Source organism: Litchfieldia alkalitelluris, from assembly GCF_002153425.1.
Lineage (GTDB): Bacteria > Bacillota > Bacilli > Bacillales > Salisediminibacteriaceae > Evansella > Evansella alkalicola.
On sequence record NZ_KZ119600.1, the window covers coordinates 36,413 to 52,868 of the forward strand.

Sequence of the window (16,456 nt, forward strand, 5' to 3'; positions counted from 1 at the left end):
TTGGCTGTTTTCTCCCATAACCATTAACATCTTCACAAAGGAAGGAGAAAAAACCAATGGCAAGAGAATTCTCCTTAGAGAAAACTCGTAATATCGGTATCATGGCACACATTGATGCTGGTAAAACAACTACAACTGAACGAGTTCTTTTCTACACAGGGCGTATTCATAAAATTGGTGAAACTCACGAAGGTGCTTCTCAGATGGACTGGATGGAGCAAGAGCAAGAACGTGGGATCACTATTACATCAGCAGCAACAACTGCACAATGGAAAGGCCACCGTGTAAATATCATTGATACACCGGGACACGTAGACTTTACTGTAGAGGTAGAACGTTCCCTCCGTGTATTAGATGGTGCTGTAGCAGTACTAGACGCTCAATCTGGTGTTGAGCCTCAAACTGAAACAGTATGGCGCCAAGCAACAACATATGGAGTACCACGTGTTGTGTTCGTTAACAAAATGGATAAACTAGGTGCTGACTTTATTTACTCTCTAGGTACTTTGCACGATCGTCTTGGTGCGAATGCACATGCAATTCAGTTACCAATCGGTGCAGAGGATGACTTTGATGGAATCATCGACCTTGTGGAAATGAAAGCATTTTTCTATGAGGACGATTTAGGAACACGTACAGATGCACGTGAAATTCCTGAAGAATATAAAGCACAAGCTGAAGAATACCACGAAAAACTAAAAGAAGCTGTTTCTGAATTAGACGAAGATCTAATGATGAAATACCTTGAAGGTGAAGAGATTTCAGTAGATGAACTGAAAGCTGCGATCCGTAAAGGGACAATCAATGTTGAGTTCTACCCAGTTATTTGTGGATCAGCATTCAAAAATAAAGGTGTTCAGTTAATGCTGGATGCAGTTATTGATTACTTACCAGCTCCTACAGATGTAGAAGCTATTAAAGGAATTCTACCTGATTCCGAAGAAGAAGTAGTTCGTCATTCTAGTGACGAAGAGCCGTTCTCAGCTTTAGCATTTAAAGTTATGACGGATCCTTTCGTAGGAAAGCTTACATTCTTCCGTGTGTATTCTGGTACTGTTGATTCTGGATCATATGTTCGTAACTCCTCAAAAGGGAAACGTGAGCGTATGGGACGAATTCTTCAGATGCACGCCAATCACCGTGAAGAAATTTCAACTGTATATGCAGGGGATATTGCTGCCGGTGTAGGTTTGAAAGAGACTAGTACTGGAGATACTCTATGTGATGAAAAGAATCTTGTTATTCTTGAATCTATGGAATTCCCAGAACCAGTTATCTCACTTTCAGTTGAACCAAAATCAAAAGCTGACCAAGATAAAATGGGTATGGCACTTGCTAAGCTTGCGGAAGAAGATCCAACTTTCCGTACGCATACTGATGAAGAAACAGGACAAACGATTATCGCTGGTATGGGTGAGCTTCACTTAGATATCATCGTTGACCGTATGAAGCGTGAATTCAAAGTAGAAGCAAATGTTGGTGCTCCTCAAGTATCTTACCGTGAAACAATCAGACAAGCGGCAAGTTGTGTAGGTAAATTTGTACGTCAATCTGGTGGTCGTGGTCAGTATGGTCACGTTGTGATAGAATTTACTCCAAACGAAGAGGGCGCAGGTTTTGAATTCGAAGATGCAGTAGTAGGTGGAGTAGTACCTCGTGAATATATCGGTTCTGTTAAAGCTGGTTTAGAAGATTCATTAGATAATGGACTTCTTGCTGGATTCCCATTAATCGATGTTAAGGCGAAGTTATATGACGGTTCTTATCACGATGTTGACTCCAATGAAATGGCGTTTAAGATCGCAGCTTCTATGGCTTTAAAAGAAGCAAAAAACAAATGTAAACCTGTACTACTTGAGCCAATCATGAAAGTAGAAGTTGTTATCCCAGAAGAATACATGGGTGACATCATGGGTGACATCACTTCCCGTCGTGGACGTGTAGAAGGTATGGACACTCGTGCAAATGCACAAATCGTTAAGGCGATGGTGCCACTTGCTGAAATGTTTGGTTATGCAACATCACTTCGTTCTAATACTCAAGGTCGTGGTCAATATACAATGCACTTTGATCACTATGAAGAAGTTCCAAAGAGTATTGGAGAAGAAATTATTAAGAAAAATTCTGGTCAATAAACACTAATATTGTCTAGTGAAACAATTTATTGTAAGCTAAGAAAGGTGAAAAGGAGTAAGATCTATACACCTTTCTTCCAAAATAAAAAAATCTTTTTCTCAATACAAGGAGGAATTTCAAAATGGGTAAAGAAAAATTTGATCGTTCCAAGACACATGCCAACATTGGTACTATTGGACACGTTGACCATGGAAAAACTACTTTAACTGCAGCAATCTCTACAGTACTACACAACAAATCTGGTAAAGGTACTGCAATGGCTTATGACCAAATCGACGGTGCTCCTGAAGAGCGTGAGCGTGGAATTACAATCTCTACTGCACACGTTGAGTACGAAACTGATTCTCGTCACTATGCACACGTAGACTGCCCAGGACACGCTGACTACGTTAAAAACATGATCACTGGTGCTGCACAAATGGACGGAGCTATCTTAGTAGTATCTGCTGCTGATGGCCCAATGCCACAAACTCGTGAGCACATCTTACTTTCTCGTCAAGTAGGTGTACCATACATCGTTGTATTCTTAAACAAAGTTGATATGGTAGACGACGAAGAATTACTTGAGTTAGTAGAAATGGAAGTACGTGACCTTCTTTCTGAGTACGACTTCCCTGGTGATGACATTCCTGTAATCGCTGGTTCTGCTCTTAAAGCTCTTGAAGGTGAAGAGCAGTACGTTAACAAAATCTATGAACTAATGGACGCTGTTGATAGCTACATCCCAACTCCAGAGCGTGACAAAGATAAGCCATTCATGATGCCAGTTGAGGACGTATTCTCAATCACTGGTCGTGGTACTGTTGCAACTGGACGTGTTGAGCGTGGACAATTAAACGTTGGTGATGAGCTTGAAATCATCGGTCTTGCTGAAGAGTCTAAGAAAACAACTTGTACTGGAGTAGAAATGTTCCGTAAGCTTCTTGACTATGCTGAAGCTGGAGACAACATTGGTGCATTACTACGTGGTGTATCTCGAGATGAGATCAACCGTGGTCAAGTACTTGCTAAGCCAGGTACAATCACTCCACACACAAAGTTCAAAGCTGAAGTATACGTTCTTTCAAAAGAAGAGGGTGGACGTCACACTCCATTCTTCACTAACTACCGTCCTCAGTTCTACTTCCGTACAACTGACGTAACTGGAATTTGTAACCTTCCAGAAGGCGTTGAGATGGTAATGCCTGGTGACAACGTAGAGATGACTGTTGAGTTAATCTCTCCAATCGCTATCGAAGAAGGTACTAAGTTCTCTATCCGTGAGGGTGGACGTACTGTTGGTGCTGGCGTTGTTGCTACAATCCAAGAGTAATTCTTAATTCTTGGACTGATATGGCTAGAACTGAACTAAACTAGTTTGTATAAAACTAGTTGGCTTGGTTTGAACGCTTATTAAATACTTATGACACCTTGGGGCTAGTTATGTCCCAAGGTGTTTTTTTGCGTTCTGTGGGTGAGGGAGCTGGTGCGGTATGGTGAGGTGGAGTGTGGTACGTTGAGGATGGTGAGGTGAGGTGCGTTGAAGTGAGGCGAGTTACGGTACGGTGAAGTGCGGCGAGTTGAAGTGAGGTGATGTAAAGTGAGGTGATGTAAAGTGAGGCGTGGTATGGTACGGTACTGTTTGGTTAAGTTAATTTAAGTTAATTTAAGTTAAGTTATCGTTAGACGAGGCGAGGTGCCATGGTAGCGCAGGTAAAAATATATAATGCTACCTTTTATTTGTGGGAAGAGGGGGGATTGTGACTGAAATGTGTCAGGAATGTGTACATGGCGTGAACAACCTCCAAATCGGCGCGTAGCAGCCTGAATCTGGCGCGTAAGAGGCCAAAACCCGCGCGTAAACCTCCAAATCTGGCGCGTAACCCATCAAAACCCGCGCGTGAACTTAACTCCTCATTAAAACAACCAACTTCCAATTGCTGCTACCCGCACAAATGACAAGATAATACAAAATTCTTAGTGACAATTAGCTTTTTTTAAGTTATATATAATGTATAGAAGTGTAGAGCCTCAGTTTTACCCCCTATTAGCTCTTTGAAGCCATCAAAACCCTACTCTTTTTAAAAATCAACTCATTTTCAACGCAATATCAACGCATTTTCAGCCCAATTTCCACTCACCAGCCAATACCAAGCCAATACCAATTCAAAATCGGTATCAATTCAACGCATTTCCAACTCAAAATCGAACTCCAATCAACTCAATAACACCCTAAGTATCACTTAAATCACTTATTTTCCAAAATTCTTTTTGAGGAGTGTGAAACGTGATCATAAAAGAAGCGCAAAAACCAAGGAAGATTAAAAAGCTAGAAGTTTTACTATTACGTACTCCAGAAAGCTTACCGCAGCGAGACATCCTAAATAGTATGTTAAATCGAGAACTTGCTGGATATGAGGGCGAACTTCAATTACAGTACTATTTGAATTTTTTAACGGAAAAAGACTATCATTTACTCCATCATATTAGGTTAAAGGACGATAATGGATATTTTCAGATGGATGCCATACTAGTTACCAAGTTTTATATACTAATCATGGATTCAAAGTATTGGACAGGGCATATTACAATTGATAATCACTTTAAACAATATATCCAGTTGAACAAAGGCGTAACGCAAGTTTATTCAGATCCAGTGCTGCAAATTTCCCTGCAAGAAAAGAGATTGAAACGCTGGTTGAAAAAAATGAAATATCCAACTCTACCAGTAAAATCACTTGTAGTTTTTACAAATAGAAACGTACACCTGGAAACTCAAACTCCTCCAAATAATTATCCATTTCTAAATAGAGTCATTAAGACTCCGGAATTAATAATGAAAATCGATAACTTCCATCACATGTACCAAATGGAAATACTAACAAACAAAGAATTAAATAAACTAACGAAAACCTTATGTATTAAAAATGTACCAGAGGACCCAGATTACTTATCTATACTAGATATCTCACCGAATATTATTATTAAGGGTATAAGGTGTGAACATTGTCATATGTACGCTATGAAAAGATATAAAGGAAAGTGGTACTGCCCTCATTGCAAGAATCGTTCATCGACAGCTCATCATACTACGTTACAGGAGTATTCTTTTCTATACGGAAATAAAATAACAAACAAGCAACTACGAAATTTCCTATTGATTGGATCCACCTCAGTAGCACATAAACTTCTTTCCTCTATGGACCTCCCGCAAACTGGACCTAAACAAAGAACAATATATCATTTACCTATCAACTAAACTTCAATCACTCCAACTCAACTTTCCTTAACTTTTAATAGGCCATGGTGACTTTCCCGTATAGAGTTAATTAACTTCAAGTCACATCAATCAATCCACCTGCATAAGATGATAAGGTTTGGTATTACTATACAAATTAACATCACCGAAGTTTTTCCTAATATAACTCTATGCACGATACTCTCAAACGGAAACTTAAGGATAGTATAGTGGACAACTATGGTAAAAACGCTAGATGTGTTTAATCTCCATCAATCCCGTCTATATATAGAAGGAACTAGTAATTCCAAAACTGGATATAATCCCCGACACGATTCTTTGGAATTGGCTAAAATCCTTGTTGAAAACTAGAACACCGCCATGTATAATAGAAAAAGTGCGCTAAAGAAAAAAATATGCATAAAAAACCTTGCATTCAGCTCTACAATTTTGTATAATGTTGAATGTTGGTCACTGACAGGCTATGATCCGGAAGGTTGCTGACACACCCGGCCCCTTTGCCATGGGGCGTGTGGAGGAATTTCCGATGAGCAAGTCTATTTCCAAAAATGGGCGAAAAAGGAGGTAATAAAATGGCAAAACAGAAAATTCGCATTCGTTTAAAGGCGTATGATCACAGAATCTTGGATCAATCAGCAGAGAAAATCGTAGAGACTGCAAAGCGTTCAGGTGCTTCTGTAGCTGGACCAATTCCACTACCTACAGAAAAATCTATCTATACGATTCTTCGTGCGGTTCATAAGTACAAAGATTCACGCGAACAGTTCGAAATGAGAACTCATAAGCGTTTGATCGACATTGTTAACCCAACTCCACAAACTGTGGATGCTTTAATGCGATTAGATCTGCCATCTGGTGTAGATATCGAAATCAAACTATAATAAATGAAATTAAATGATAAAACAGGAGGTGTGACTCATGGCCAAAGGAATCTTAGGTAGAAAATTAGGTATGACTCAAGTTTTTGCTGAAAACGGTGAAGTTATTCCAGTAACAGTTATCGAAGCTGAGCCTAACGTTGTTCTTCAAAAGAAGACAGTTGAAGGTGAAGGATATGAATCTATTCAATTAGGTTTCGCTGACAAAAAAGCTGTTCAATTCAGAAAACCAGCTAAAGGTCATGCAGACAAAGCGAATACAAACCCTAAGCGCTTCGTCAAAGAATTCCGTGATGTTAATGTTACGGATTATGAAATTGGTCAAGAAGTCAAGGTAGATACATTTGCAGTAGGAGATATCGTTGATGTAACTGGTACATCAAAAGGGAAAGGTTTCGCTGGTTCAATCAAGCGTCATAACCAATCTCGCGGACCAATGTCCCACGGTTCTCGCTACCACCGTCGACCTGGTTCTATGGGACCTGTTGACCCTAACCACGTACTTAAAGGTAAAGCATTACCTGGGCGTATGGGTGGAGAGCAAGTGACTATTCAAAACTTAGAAATCGTTCGTGTTGATACAGAGCGCAACTTACTTTTAGTAAAAGGAAACGTACCAGGAGCTAAGAAAAGCTTTGTTTCTGTAAAATCTGGAGTAAAAGCGACTGCTGAATAAGATCTAGAAGGAAAGGAGGAGCCCAGATGCCTAAAGTTACATTATATAACCAAACTGGCTCACAAGTAGGCGATATTGAACTATCAGACAGCGTGTTCGGTATTGAACCTAATGAAAGTGTTCTATTTGACGCTGTTGTGATGCAACAAGCATCTTTACGACAAGGTACACATGCTGTAAAAGGTCGTTCAGATGTACGTGGAGGCGGTAAGAAGCCTTGGCGACAAAAGGGAACAGGACGTGCTCGTCACGGTACAATTCGTTCACCTATCTGGGTTGGTGGTGGTGTAGCATTCGGACCACAACCACGCAGCTATAGCTATAAATTACCAAAGAAACAACGTCGTTTGGCGTTAAAATCTGCTCTTTCTTCCAAAGTTAACGCAGAAGAAGTACGCGTTTTGGAAGGATTGAACTTTGAAGCTCCAAAAACGAAAGAAATGTTATCTGTACTTAACGGTCTTTCTGTTGAGAGAAAAGCATTAGTTGTTACTGCAGATTACAACCAAGCGGTTGCATTATCTGTTAATAACATTCCTGGTGTAAAATTCGTCACTGCAGACGGTGTTAACGTACTAGATGTGTTAAACCATGACCATTTAGTGATAACACAAGATGCTGTGAAAAAGGTAGAGGAGGTGCTTGCATAATGGCAAACGCTCGTGATATTATTAAGCGCCCCGTGATTACAGAACGTTCTACTGATCTTATGGCTGAGAAGAAATACACATTCGAAGTAGATCCTCGTGCTAATAAGACTCAAATCAAAGATGCTATTGAAGAAATCTTTGGCGTTTCTGTAACGAAAGTAAACACAATGAACTACAAAGGTAAATTCCGTCGTTTTGGACGTTATACTGGCTACACTGCTAAGCGCAAAAAAGCCATTGTACAACTAACACCTGATAGTAAAGACTTAGAATTCTTCGAAGGTGTTTAAGAATTTTTTAGAGAAGGAGGGAAATGTTGATGCCTATTAAAAAGTATAAACCAACCACAAACGGTAGACGTGGAATGACTACTTTAGATTACTCTGAAATTACTACAGATACGCCTGAAAAGTCACTTCTTGAGCCATTAAACAAAAAGGCTGGCCGTAATAACCAAGGTCGTCTTACTGTACGTCACCAAGGTGGTGGGCATAAGCGTCAATATCGTGTAATTGACTTTAAGCGTGACAAAGATGGAATTCCAGGACGCGTTGCTACGATCGAATACGATCCGAACCGTTCTGCTAACATCGCTCTAATCAACTATGTTGATGGGGAAAAGAGATATATTATTGCACCAAAAGGTCTAAAAGTAGGCCAAGAAATTATGTCAGGTAAAGATGCGGATATCAAAGTTGGTAACGCACTTCAATTAAGAGATATTCCAGTGGGTACTGTACTTCACAATATCGAATTAAGACCTGGTAAAGGTGCACAGCTAGTAAGATCTGCTGGAGCTGAAGCTCAACTTCTTGGTAAAGAAGGAGATTATGTACTAGTAAGATTACGTTCAGGTGAAACTCGTTTAATCTTATCAACTTGCCGTGCTACTGTAGGTCAAGTAGGTAATGTTGAGCATGAGTTAGTGAACATCGGTAAAGCCGGTCGTTCTCGCTGGATGGGAAAACGTCCAACAGTTCGTGGTTCTGTTATGAACCCTGTTGATCACCCACACGGTGGTGGTGAAGGACGCGCACCTATCGGTCGTAAATCACCAATGTCTCCATGGGGCAAACCAACCCTTGGATTCAAAACTCGTAAGAAAAACAAAGACACGGATAAGTATATTGTGCGTCGTCGTAAAAAATAACGTGATTTTACTACGGTTCTCAAGAAGTAGAGCCGTAGAACAATCGCGAAGGGAGGTACAGTCATGGGTCGTAGCTTAAAAAAGGGACCTTTTGTCGATGATCATTTGATGAAGAAAGTTGAAGCAATGAGCGGTGATGATAGCAAACGCGTTATCAAAACTTGGTCTCGTCGTTCTACAATTTTCCCTGAATTCATTGGTCACACAATTGCCGTATACGATGGTCGTAAACACGTACCGGTTTATATTTCAGAAGATATGGTTGGACATAAACTAGGTGAGTTTGCACCTACAAGAACGTATAAAGGGCACGCAGCAGACGACAAGAAAACACGACGTTAATAAAGAGGGGAGGTACTTTCCATGGAAGCAAAAGCAGTTGCAAAACAAGTGCGTATTGCTCCTCGTAAAGTTCGCCTAGTGGTTGACTTAATTCGCGGAAAGAGTGTAGGAGAAGCTATCTCAATTCTACGCCTTACGCCGAAGAAAGCTTCACCAGTAGTTGAAAAGCTTTTAAATTCAGCTATCGCGAACGCTGAGCATAACTATGAAATGGAACCTGACAATTTAGTAGTCAGTAAAGTATATGTTGATGAAGGCATTACATTAAAACGATTCCGTCCACGTGCGATGGGCCGTGCAAGCCGAATCAATAAACGAACTAGCCACATTACGGTTGTTCTTACAGAAAAGAAGGAGGGATAAGTGTGGGTCAAAAAGTAAATCCAACGGGACTTCGTGTCGGAATTATTAAAGACTGGGAGTCAAAATGGTATTCCGACAAAGACTATGCTGATCTGCTACACGAAGACATTAAGATTCGTGAGTACTTAGAAAAGCGTCTTAAAGAAGCATCTTTATCCACAGTAGAAATTGAGCGTGCAGCTAACCGCGTAAACGTAACTATTTTTACTGCTAAGCCTGGTATGGTTATTGGTAAAGGTGGATCCGAAGTAGAAGCATTACGTAAAGCGTTAAACCAATTAACTGGTAAAAGAGTTCACATCAATATCAACGAAGTGAAATATCCAGATATGGATGCTCGCTTAGTTGCTGAAAATATTGCTCGTCAATTAGAAAATCGTATTTCATTCCGTCGTGCGATGAAACAAACTATCCAACGCACAATGCGTTCAGGTGCAAAAGGTATTCGTACTCAAGTATCTGGTCGTCTAGGCGGAGCAGACATTGCTCGTTCTGAATCTTATAGTGAAGGCACAGTTCCACTACACACACTAAGAGCTGATATCGATTACGGTACTGCAGAAGCAGATACTACTTACGGTAAGCTTGGTGTGAAAGTATGGATCTATCGTGGTGAAGTCCTTCCAACGAAAGGAACGAAACAAGAGGAAGGAGGAAAATAATCATGCTAATGCCTAAACGTGTAAAATTCCGACGCGAACATCGTGGTAAAATGCGTGGCCGTGCTAAAGGTGGAACTGAGGTTGCATTTGGTGAATACGGCTTACAAGCGCTAGAACCTTCTTGGATTACAAACCGTCAAATTGAAGCAGCACGTATTGCTATGACACGTTATATGAAACGTGGAGGTAAAGTATGGATCAAAATTTTCCCAGATAAGCCTTATACAGCTAAACCATTAGAGGTACGAATGGGTTCCGGTAAAGGTGCACCTGAAGGATGGGTTGCAGTAGTAAAACCGGGGAAAATTTTGTTTGAAATTGCTGGAGTTTCTGAAGAAGTTGCACGTGAAGCGTTACGTCTTGCTTCTCACAAACTACCAATTAAATGTAAATTCGTAAAACGCGAAGAAGTGGGTGGTGACGCAAATGAAAGCTAATGAGATTCGCAACCTTACCACTGCCGAGATCGAACAAAAGTCAAAGTCTTTAAAAGAAGAGCTATTCAACCTTCGCTTTCAACTTGCGACTGGACAGTTAGACAATCCAGCCCGTATCCGCGAAGTTAGAAAAGCAATTGCTCGTGCAAAAACGGTATTGCGTGAAAGAGAATTAGGGATCACTAACAATTAATTCTGAGAGGAGGCCTGCACTGTGACAGAACGTAACAATCGCAAGAGCTATACTGGTCGTGTCGTATCTGACAAGATGGATAAGACGATTACGGTTCTTGTAGAAACGTATAAAATGCACCCGCTCTACGGAAAGCGTGTTAAGTACTCTAAAAAGTTAAAAGCTCATGATGAGGAAAACACAGCAAAAGCTGGCGATATCGTACGTATCATGGAGACTCGTCCATTATCTAAAGACAAACGATTCCGCCTTGTGGAAGTTGTAGAAGAAGCGGTTATTATTTAAAAAGTAGTAGAGATAGAAGTTTGCTTACCTGAAGGGAGGTAAAGAACTATGATTCAACAAGAGAGTCGATTAAAAGTTGCTGATAACTCAGGAGCACGTGAAGTACTATGTATTAAAGTTCTTGGCGGTACAGGACGTAAAACTGCTAACATTGGTGATATTATTGTCTGTTCTGTAAAGCAAGCAACACCTGGTGGCGTTGTCAAGAAGGGTGAAGTTGTGCGTGCTGTAATCGTACGTTCTAAGAGCGGAGTTCGCCGCGCTGATGGCTCATACATCAAATTTGATGAAAATGCAGCTGTTATTGTGCGTGACGATAAGAGCCCACGTGGGACTCGTATCTTCGGACCTGTTGCACGTGAATTGCGTGATAATCAGTTCATGAAGATCGTATCTTTAGCTCCTGAAGTACTTTAATAATAGAATTAGTTCGGAAATTTAGGTGTTAAGGAGGTGCCCTTATGTCTCAACCAAAATTGCACGTCAAAAAAGGAGATACAGTTAAAGTTATCTCTGGGAAAGACAAAGGCAAAGAAGGTAAAGTCCTTGAAGCATACCCAAGTCAATATCGCGTGTTAGTGGAAGGTGTGAACATGGTTAAGAAACACTCTAAACCATCACAAGCTAATCCACAGGGTGGTATTTTAAATCAAGAAGCTCCAATACATGTATCTAATGTAATGCCAATTGATCCAAAAACGAGTGAGCCAACTCGCGTTGGGTATAAAGTAGAGAACGGGAAAAAAGTAAGAGTTGCAAAGAAATCTGGCGTAGTATTAGATAAGTAATCGCCAGTTGCTGAAGGGAGGTCTACGCAATGAATCGATTGCAAGAAAGATATAGGAAAGAAATCGTTCCTGCATTAACGGAAAAGTTTAATTACTCTTCTGTAATGGAAGTACCAAAAGTTGAGAAAATTGTTATTAACATGGGTATCGGTGATGCTGTTCAGAATTCAAAAGTTTTGGATAAAGCAGTTGAAGAATTAACAGCAATCTCTGGTCAAAAACCATTGATTACAAAAGCAAAAAAATCTATTGCAGGATTCAAGCTTCGTGAAGGTATGCCAATCGGTGCGAAAGTAACTCTTCGCGGAGAAAGAATGTATGCATTTTTAGATAAACTTGTGAGTGTATCTTTACCACGTGTACGTGACTTCCGTGGCGTATCAAAAAAAGCATTTGATGGCCGTGGTAACTACACATTAGGTGTAAAAGAACAATTAATTTTCCCAGAAATTGATTATGATAAAGTTGACAAAGTCCGAGGTATGGATATCGTTGTTGTAACGACTGCTAAATCAGATGAGGAAGCACGTGAACTACTCACTCAAATGGGCATGCCGTTTCAAAAATAAGCTCGTGCTAAAAGAGAGGAGTGAAGATCTTGGCAAAAAAGTCGATGATCGCAAAGAACAAGAGACCTAAAAAGTTTCAAGTGCAAGATTATACTCGATGCGAACGCTGCGGAAGACCGCACAGTGTGCTTCGCAAATTTAAGCTATGCCGTATCTGCTTCCGAGAACTTGCATATAAAGGTCAAATTCCGGGTGTCAAAAAAGCTAGCTGGTAATTCCGTTTAGGGAAGGAGGTAAATACGATGGTCATGACAGATCCTATTGCAGATATGCTTACTCGTATTCGTAATGCGAATACAGTTAAACATAATAGTTTGGAGCTTCCAGCTTCAAAAATTAAGCGTGAAGTAGCTGACATTTTAAAGCGCGAAGGTTTCATTCGTGATTTTGAATATATTGAGGATAGCAAACAAGGTATCCTTCGTATTTTCCTTAAGTACGGTGCAAACAACGAACGTGTTATCACTGGACTTAAGAGAATAAGTAAGCCGGGACTTCGTGTGTACGCAAAGGCAGATCAACTACCACGCGTACTTGGCGGATTAGGTATTGCAATCATTTCATCATCTAATGGAATGATTACGGATAAAGAAGCTCGCCAACAGCAAGTTGGAGGAGAAGTAATAGCTTACGTTTGGTAATTCGATGATTGGAAGAATGGAGGTGTAAGGCATGTCTCGTATTGGTTTAAAACCAGTAGAGATTCCTTCAGGAGTTGACGTGAAAGTTGAAGGAAATCAAATTACGGTTAAAGGACCTAAAGGTGAATTAACTCGTACTCTACATGAAGATATGATCGTAAAGCATGAAGACAATCAAGTAGTTGTGGAACGACCAACTGATAATAAAGAGCACCGCTCTCTTCACGGAACAACTCGTAGTGTCATCAACAATATGGTTGAAGGTGTTACGAAAGGTTACGAGAAGTCATTAGAATTAGTAGGTGTTGGTTACAGAGCTACTAAAACTGGAAATAAATTAGTATTAAGCGTAGGTTTATCCCATCAGGTAGAATTCACACCTGAAGATGGAATAGAAATTGACGTTCCTGCAAATACAAAAATTACTGTAAAAGGAATCGATAAAGAAAAGGTTGGAGCACTTGCTTCAAACATCCGCGCTGTAAGAAAACCTGAACCTTACAAAGGAAAAGGTATCCGCTATGAAGGCGAAAGAGTTCGTCGTAAAGAAGGTAAAACAGGTAAATAGTAAATAACGGAAAGAAAGGACTGACGTTCAATGATCACTAAGACTAACAAGAACGCGGTACGTAAGAAAAGACACGCACATGTTCGTCGCTCGATCACTGGCACTGCTGAACGTCCTCGTTTGAATGTTTTCCGTTCTAATAAGCAAATTTACGCACAATTAATCGATGACGTCGCTGGCGTTACGGTTGCTAGTGCGTCTAGCTTAGATAAAGAACTAAAACTTGAAAACGGCGGAGATAAAGAAGCAGCTCGCCAAGTAGGCGAACTTGTTGCTAAGCGTGCCCTTGAAAAGGGTCATGAAACTGTAGTATTTGACCGTGGAGGATATTTATATCATGGTCGCGTACAAGAACTTGCAGATGCAGCCCGAGAAGCTGGTCTGAAGTTCTAATCAAGGCTAGAAGGAGGGAAATTCATGCGTATCGATCCAAATAAATTGGAACTTGAAGAAAGAGTCGTTACTGTCAACCGTGTTGCAAAAGTAGTAAAAGGTGGACGTCGTTTCCGCTTTGCTGCATTGGTTGTAGTTGGAGATAAAAACGGACACGTTGGTTTCGGAATGGGTAAAGCCCTAGAAGTACCGGAAGCAATCCGTAAAGCAATTGAGGACGCTAAGAAAAACTTAATTCTTGTACCTATTCAAGGAACTACTATTCCACACCAAATTACTGGACAGTTCGGAGCAGGTAGCGTATTTTTAAAGCCAGCTTCTGAAGGTACTGGAGTTATCGCAGGTGGTCCTGTACGTGCGGTATTGGAATTAGCAGGTGTTGGTGACATCTTATCTAAATCCTTAGGTTCAAATAACCCTATTAATATGGTGCGTGCAACCATTGAAGGACTTAGAGCAGTAAAAAGTCCTGAAGAGGTAGCTAAACTACGAGGCAAATCTGTAGAAGAGTTGTTAGGTTAAGGAGGGATTTGGCATGGCAAAGAAATTAGAGATCACCCTCACACGTAGCTTGATCGGACGCCCAGAAGATCAACGCGTCACAGTGAAGACTCTAGGTCTTCGTAAAGTGAATCACACTGTCGTTCAAGAGGACAATGCAGCAATTCGCGGTATGGTAAACAAAGTTTCTCATCTCGTCAGTGTTAAAGAAGTAGAAGCGTAAAAGATAAACAGTTGAGGAGGTGCAACAATGAAACTTCATGAACTACAACCTGCTGAAGGTTCACGTAAAGAACGTAAGCGTAAAGGTCGTGGTATCGCTACTGGTAATGGTAAGACAGCTGGTCGTGGACATAAAGGACAAAACTCCCGTTCTGGAGGTGGTGTTCGTCCAGGATTCGAGGGTGGACAAATGCCTATCTTCCGTCGTTTACCAAAGCGAGGATTCACGAACCCAACACGTGTTGAGTACGCTGTTGTGAATTTAGATACTTTAAATCGTTTTGAAGACGGTACTGAAGTAACACCAGAACTTTTAGTTGAAACTGGTGTTGTTAAAAACGAGAGAGACGGAATTAAAATTCTTGGAAATGGAACTCTTGAGCGCAAGCTAACTGTTAAGGCTCATAAGTTCTCTGGTACTGCAAAAGAAGCAATCGAGGCTGCCGGCGGAACGACTGAGGTGGTTTAATGTTTCGAACTATTTCCAATATCATGCGTATAGGTGATTTAAGAACGAAGATTCTTTTCACTTTAGCGATGCTCATCGTCTTTCGCATTGGTGCTCACATCCCTGCTCCAGGTGTGGATGCTGACCTTTTGGATTTTCAGGGAGAAATGAACGCCTTTGGTTTCCTTAATACCTTTGGCGGTGGGGCTTTGGAAAACTTCTCGATCTTTGCAACTGGTATAATGCCATATATCACTGCTTCCATTATCGTTCAGCTTTTAAGAATGGACGTAGTACCTAAATTCGCTGAGTGGTCAAAACAAGGTGAAGCAGGTAGAAGGAAGTTAGCACAAGTAACGCGGTATGGTACAGTTGTCATTGCATTTTTTCAAGCGTTGGCTATGTCGATTGGGTTTAACAATATCTTCCCAGGTCTTGTTCCTAACGCGACCATACCAACTTACTTATTGATAGCTTTAACACTAACTGCGGGAACTTCTTTCCTGATGTGGTTAGGGGAACAAATTACTGCTAAGGGTGTAGGTAACGGGATTTCAATATTGATTTTTGGTGGTATAGCAGCTGCAATCCCAAATGGTGTAAATCAAATTTATGCCACAAAGATAGTAGATGCTGGTGATCAACTATTTATCAATATCGTTATCATTTTGTTACTACTGCTCGCAGTGTTAGCAATTACAGTCGGGGTAATATACGTACAGCAAGCCTTACGTAAAATTCCCGTGCAATATGCAAAACGTTTGGTTGCTGGGAAACCGCAAGGGGGGCAATCGACCCACTTGCCATTAAAAGTGAACTCAGCCGGGGTAATTCCAGTTATATTCGCAATGGCACTCTTTATTTTTCCGCCAACTGTCGCTGGATTAATAGGTGATGATAATACGATTGCCACTTGGGTAACACAAAACTTTGATTATACACAGCCATTTGGCTTAGTCGTTTACGCGGCATTAATCATTGGGTTTACGTATTTCTATACATTTATCCAAGTTAATCCTGAACAAATGGCCGATAACTTGAAGAAACAAGGCGGTTATATACCAGGTATACGTCCCGGACAAACGACACAAGTATATATCACTCGAATCCTTTATCGTTTGACGTTCGTAGGAGCTTTATTCCTAGCAACAGTATCAGTAATTCCTGTGTTTTTCACGGAACTGGCAGGTTTACCACCAGCTGTTCAAATTGGTGGTACTGGATTATTGATTGTCGTAGGAGTAGCTTTAGATACGATGAAACAGATTGAAAGTCAATTGATCCAACGTTCCTATAAAGGATTTATTAAATAGAAC

The 16,456-nt window shown here is 40.6% G+C and carries 25 protein-coding genes; all 25 read left to right on the top strand.

Annotated elements, in window-relative coordinates; translation table 11 throughout:
* Window positions 1-56 precede the first annotated feature (56 nt).
* The 25 genes from fusA (at window position 57) to secY (ending at window position 16,453) form a co-directional block, all read left to right on the top strand.
* Window positions 57-2,135 (top strand): elongation factor G, encoded by a 2,079-nt coding sequence (gene fusA / locus BW724_RS00180; RefSeq protein ID WP_088073114.1) that lies wholly within the window; start codon window positions 57-59, stop codon window positions 2,133-2,135.
* 122 nt (window positions 2,136-2,257) lie between these two features.
* Complete coding sequence (tuf, locus tag BW724_RS00185) at window positions 2,258-3,448, top strand: elongation factor Tu (RefSeq protein WP_088073115.1); 1,191 nt, start codon at window positions 2,258-2,260, stop codon at window positions 3,446-3,448.
* Between the two features lie 954 nt (window positions 3,449-4,402).
* Window positions 4,403-5,374 (top strand): nuclease-related domain-containing protein, encoded by a 972-nt coding sequence (locus BW724_RS00190; protein ID WP_088073116.1) that lies wholly within the window; start codon window positions 4,403-4,405, stop codon window positions 5,372-5,374.
* Between the two features lie 572 nt (window positions 5,375-5,946).
* Window positions 5,947-6,255: a 30S ribosomal protein S10 gene (gene rpsJ / locus BW724_RS00195; RefSeq protein WP_013486754.1), complete on the top strand. Its 309-nt coding sequence runs from the start codon at window positions 5,947-5,949 to the stop codon at window positions 6,253-6,255.
* A gap of 37 nt (window positions 6,256-6,292) precedes the next feature.
* Window positions 6,293-6,928, top strand: coding sequence for a 50S ribosomal protein L3 (gene rplC / locus BW724_RS00200; protein WP_088073117.1), 636 nt, complete (start codon window positions 6,293-6,295; stop codon window positions 6,926-6,928).
* Window positions 6,929-6,954: 26 nt separating this feature from the next.
* Complete coding sequence (gene rplD, locus BW724_RS00205) at window positions 6,955-7,578, top strand: 50S ribosomal protein L4 (RefSeq protein ID WP_088073118.1); 624 nt, start codon at window positions 6,955-6,957, stop codon at window positions 7,576-7,578.
* Window positions 7,578-7,868, top strand: a complete 291-nt coding sequence (gene rplW, locus BW724_RS00210; protein ID WP_088073119.1) for a 50S ribosomal protein L23 — start codon at window positions 7,578-7,580, stop codon at window positions 7,866-7,868. Before rplD ends, rplW begins: the two co-directional genes overlap by 1 nt.
* A 29-nt stretch (window positions 7,869-7,897) precedes the next feature.
* A complete protein-coding gene (rplB, locus tag BW724_RS00215) occupies window positions 7,898-8,728 on the top strand; it encodes a 50S ribosomal protein L2 (RefSeq protein WP_088073120.1) in 831 nt (276 codons plus the stop codon).
* Between the two features lie 63 nt (window positions 8,729-8,791).
* Window positions 8,792-9,070: a 30S ribosomal protein S19 gene (gene rpsS / locus BW724_RS00220; RefSeq protein WP_088073121.1), complete on the top strand. Its 279-nt coding sequence runs from the start codon at window positions 8,792-8,794 to the stop codon at window positions 9,068-9,070.
* A gap of 21 nt (window positions 9,071-9,091) precedes the next feature.
* Complete coding sequence (gene rplV / locus BW724_RS00225) at window positions 9,092-9,433, top strand: 50S ribosomal protein L22 (protein WP_088073122.1); 342 nt, start codon at window positions 9,092-9,094, stop codon at window positions 9,431-9,433.
* Window positions 9,434-9,435: 2 nt separating this feature from the next.
* The gene (rpsC, locus tag BW724_RS00230; protein ID WP_088073123.1) at window positions 9,436-10,095 is read left to right on the top strand and encodes a 30S ribosomal protein S3; all 660 of its coding nucleotides are present in this window, start codon (window positions 9,436-9,438) and stop codon (window positions 10,093-10,095) included.
* Window positions 10,096-10,097: 2 nt separating this feature from the next.
* Window positions 10,098-10,532, top strand: a complete 435-nt coding sequence (gene rplP / locus BW724_RS00235) for a 50S ribosomal protein L16 (RefSeq protein ID WP_088073124.1) — start codon at window positions 10,098-10,100, stop codon at window positions 10,530-10,532.
* Entirely contained in the window at window positions 10,522-10,725 is a 204-nt protein-coding gene (gene rpmC / locus BW724_RS00240) for a 50S ribosomal protein L29 (protein ID WP_088073125.1), read from the top strand. Before rplP ends, rpmC begins: the two co-directional genes overlap by 11 nt.
* A 21-nt stretch (window positions 10,726-10,746) precedes the next feature.
* Window positions 10,747-11,010: a 30S ribosomal protein S17 gene (gene rpsQ, locus BW724_RS00245; protein ID WP_088073126.1), complete on the top strand. Its 264-nt coding sequence runs from the start codon at window positions 10,747-10,749 to the stop codon at window positions 11,008-11,010.
* 48 nt (window positions 11,011-11,058) lie between these two features.
* Entirely contained in the window at window positions 11,059-11,427 is a 369-nt protein-coding gene (gene rplN, locus BW724_RS00250; RefSeq protein WP_088073127.1) for a 50S ribosomal protein L14, read from the top strand.
* 59 nt (window positions 11,428-11,486) lie between these two features.
* Window positions 11,487-11,798 (top strand): 50S ribosomal protein L24, encoded by a 312-nt coding sequence (gene rplX / locus BW724_RS00255; RefSeq protein WP_088077567.1) that lies wholly within the window; start codon window positions 11,487-11,489, stop codon window positions 11,796-11,798.
* A 29-nt stretch (window positions 11,799-11,827) separates the two neighbouring features.
* Window positions 11,828-12,367 carry a 50S ribosomal protein L5 gene (gene rplE / locus BW724_RS00260; RefSeq protein ID WP_088073128.1) on the top strand — a complete coding sequence of 180 codons (540 nt, stop codon included), beginning with the start codon at window positions 11,828-11,830 and terminating at the stop codon, window positions 12,365-12,367.
* Window positions 12,368-12,396: 29 nt separating this feature from the next.
* Window positions 12,397-12,582, top strand: a complete 186-nt coding sequence (locus BW724_RS00265; RefSeq protein ID WP_088073129.1) for a type Z 30S ribosomal protein S14 — start codon at window positions 12,397-12,399, stop codon at window positions 12,580-12,582.
* 27 nt (window positions 12,583-12,609) lie between these two features.
* Window positions 12,610-13,008, top strand: coding sequence for a 30S ribosomal protein S8 (gene rpsH, locus BW724_RS00270; RefSeq protein ID WP_088073130.1), 399 nt, complete (start codon window positions 12,610-12,612; stop codon window positions 13,006-13,008).
* 31 nt (window positions 13,009-13,039) lie between these two features.
* Complete coding sequence (gene rplF / locus BW724_RS00275; RefSeq protein WP_088073131.1) at window positions 13,040-13,576, top strand: 50S ribosomal protein L6; 537 nt, start codon at window positions 13,040-13,042, stop codon at window positions 13,574-13,576.
* Window positions 13,577-13,606: 30 nt separating this feature from the next.
* Complete coding sequence (gene rplR, locus BW724_RS00280) at window positions 13,607-13,969, top strand: 50S ribosomal protein L18 (protein ID WP_088073132.1); 363 nt, start codon at window positions 13,607-13,609, stop codon at window positions 13,967-13,969.
* 24 nt (window positions 13,970-13,993) lie between these two features.
* Window positions 13,994-14,491 (top strand): 30S ribosomal protein S5, encoded by a 498-nt coding sequence (gene rpsE, locus BW724_RS00285; RefSeq protein ID WP_088073133.1) that lies wholly within the window; start codon window positions 13,994-13,996, stop codon window positions 14,489-14,491.
* A gap of 13 nt (window positions 14,492-14,504) precedes the next feature.
* On the top strand, window positions 14,505-14,693 hold the full coding sequence (rpmD, locus tag BW724_RS00290; protein WP_088073134.1) for a 50S ribosomal protein L30: 189 nt from the start codon (window positions 14,505-14,507) through the stop codon (window positions 14,691-14,693).
* A 27-nt stretch (window positions 14,694-14,720) separates the two neighbouring features.
* The gene (gene rplO / locus BW724_RS00295; RefSeq protein WP_088073135.1) at window positions 14,721-15,161 is read left to right on the top strand and encodes a 50S ribosomal protein L15; all 441 of its coding nucleotides are present in this window, start codon (window positions 14,721-14,723) and stop codon (window positions 15,159-15,161) included.
* Window positions 15,161-16,453, top strand: a complete 1,293-nt coding sequence (secY, locus tag BW724_RS00300; protein WP_088073136.1) for a preprotein translocase subunit SecY — start codon at window positions 15,161-15,163, stop codon at window positions 16,451-16,453. Before rplO ends, secY begins: the two co-directional genes overlap by 1 nt.
* The last annotated feature ends 3 nt before the right edge of the window (window positions 16,454-16,456 follow it).

Excerpts from the sequence above, each read along its gene's own strand:
- fusA (WP_088073114.1), top strand. The coding sequence starts at position 57 with ATGGCAAGAGAATTCTCCTTAGAGAAAACTCGTAATATCGGTATCATG.
- tuf (WP_088073115.1), top strand. The coding sequence starts at position 2,258 with ATGGGTAAAGAAAAATTTGATCGTTCCAAGACACATGCCAACATTGGT.
- rpsJ (WP_013486754.1), top strand. The coding sequence starts at position 5,947 with ATGGCAAAACAGAAAATTCGCATTCGTTTAAAGGCGTATGATCACAGA.
- rplC (WP_088073117.1), top strand. The coding sequence starts at position 6,293 with ATGGCCAAAGGAATCTTAGGTAGAAAATTAGGTATGACTCAAGTTTTT.
- rplD (WP_088073118.1), top strand. The coding sequence starts at position 6,955 with ATGCCTAAAGTTACATTATATAACCAAACTGGCTCACAAGTAGGCGAT.
- rplW (WP_088073119.1), top strand. The coding sequence starts at position 7,578 with ATGGCAAACGCTCGTGATATTATTAAGCGCCCCGTGATTACAGAACGT.
- rplB (WP_088073120.1), top strand. The coding sequence starts at position 7,898 with ATGCCTATTAAAAAGTATAAACCAACCACAAACGGTAGACGTGGAATG.
- rpsS (WP_088073121.1), top strand. The coding sequence starts at position 8,792 with ATGGGTCGTAGCTTAAAAAAGGGACCTTTTGTCGATGATCATTTGATG.
- rplV (WP_088073122.1), top strand. The coding sequence starts at position 9,092 with ATGGAAGCAAAAGCAGTTGCAAAACAAGTGCGTATTGCTCCTCGTAAA.
- rplP (WP_088073124.1), top strand. The coding sequence starts at position 10,098 with ATGCTAATGCCTAAACGTGTAAAATTCCGACGCGAACATCGTGGTAAA.
- rpmC (WP_088073125.1), top strand. The coding sequence starts at position 10,522 with ATGAAAGCTAATGAGATTCGCAACCTTACCACTGCCGAGATCGAACAA.
- rplN (WP_088073127.1), top strand. The coding sequence starts at position 11,059 with ATGATTCAACAAGAGAGTCGATTAAAAGTTGCTGATAACTCAGGAGCA.
- rplE (WP_088073128.1), top strand. The coding sequence starts at position 11,828 with ATGAATCGATTGCAAGAAAGATATAGGAAAGAAATCGTTCCTGCATTA.
- rpsH (WP_088073130.1), top strand. The coding sequence starts at position 12,610 with ATGGTCATGACAGATCCTATTGCAGATATGCTTACTCGTATTCGTAAT.
- rplF (WP_088073131.1), top strand. The coding sequence starts at position 13,040 with ATGTCTCGTATTGGTTTAAAACCAGTAGAGATTCCTTCAGGAGTTGAC.
- rplR (WP_088073132.1), top strand. The coding sequence starts at position 13,607 with ATGATCACTAAGACTAACAAGAACGCGGTACGTAAGAAAAGACACGCA.
- rpsE (WP_088073133.1), top strand. The coding sequence starts at position 13,994 with ATGCGTATCGATCCAAATAAATTGGAACTTGAAGAAAGAGTCGTTACT.
- rpmD (WP_088073134.1), top strand. The coding sequence starts at position 14,505 with ATGGCAAAGAAATTAGAGATCACCCTCACACGTAGCTTGATCGGACGC.
- rplO (WP_088073135.1), top strand. The coding sequence starts at position 14,721 with ATGAAACTTCATGAACTACAACCTGCTGAAGGTTCACGTAAAGAACGT.
- secY (WP_088073136.1), top strand. The coding sequence starts at position 15,161 with ATGTTTCGAACTATTTCCAATATCATGCGTATAGGTGATTTAAGAACG.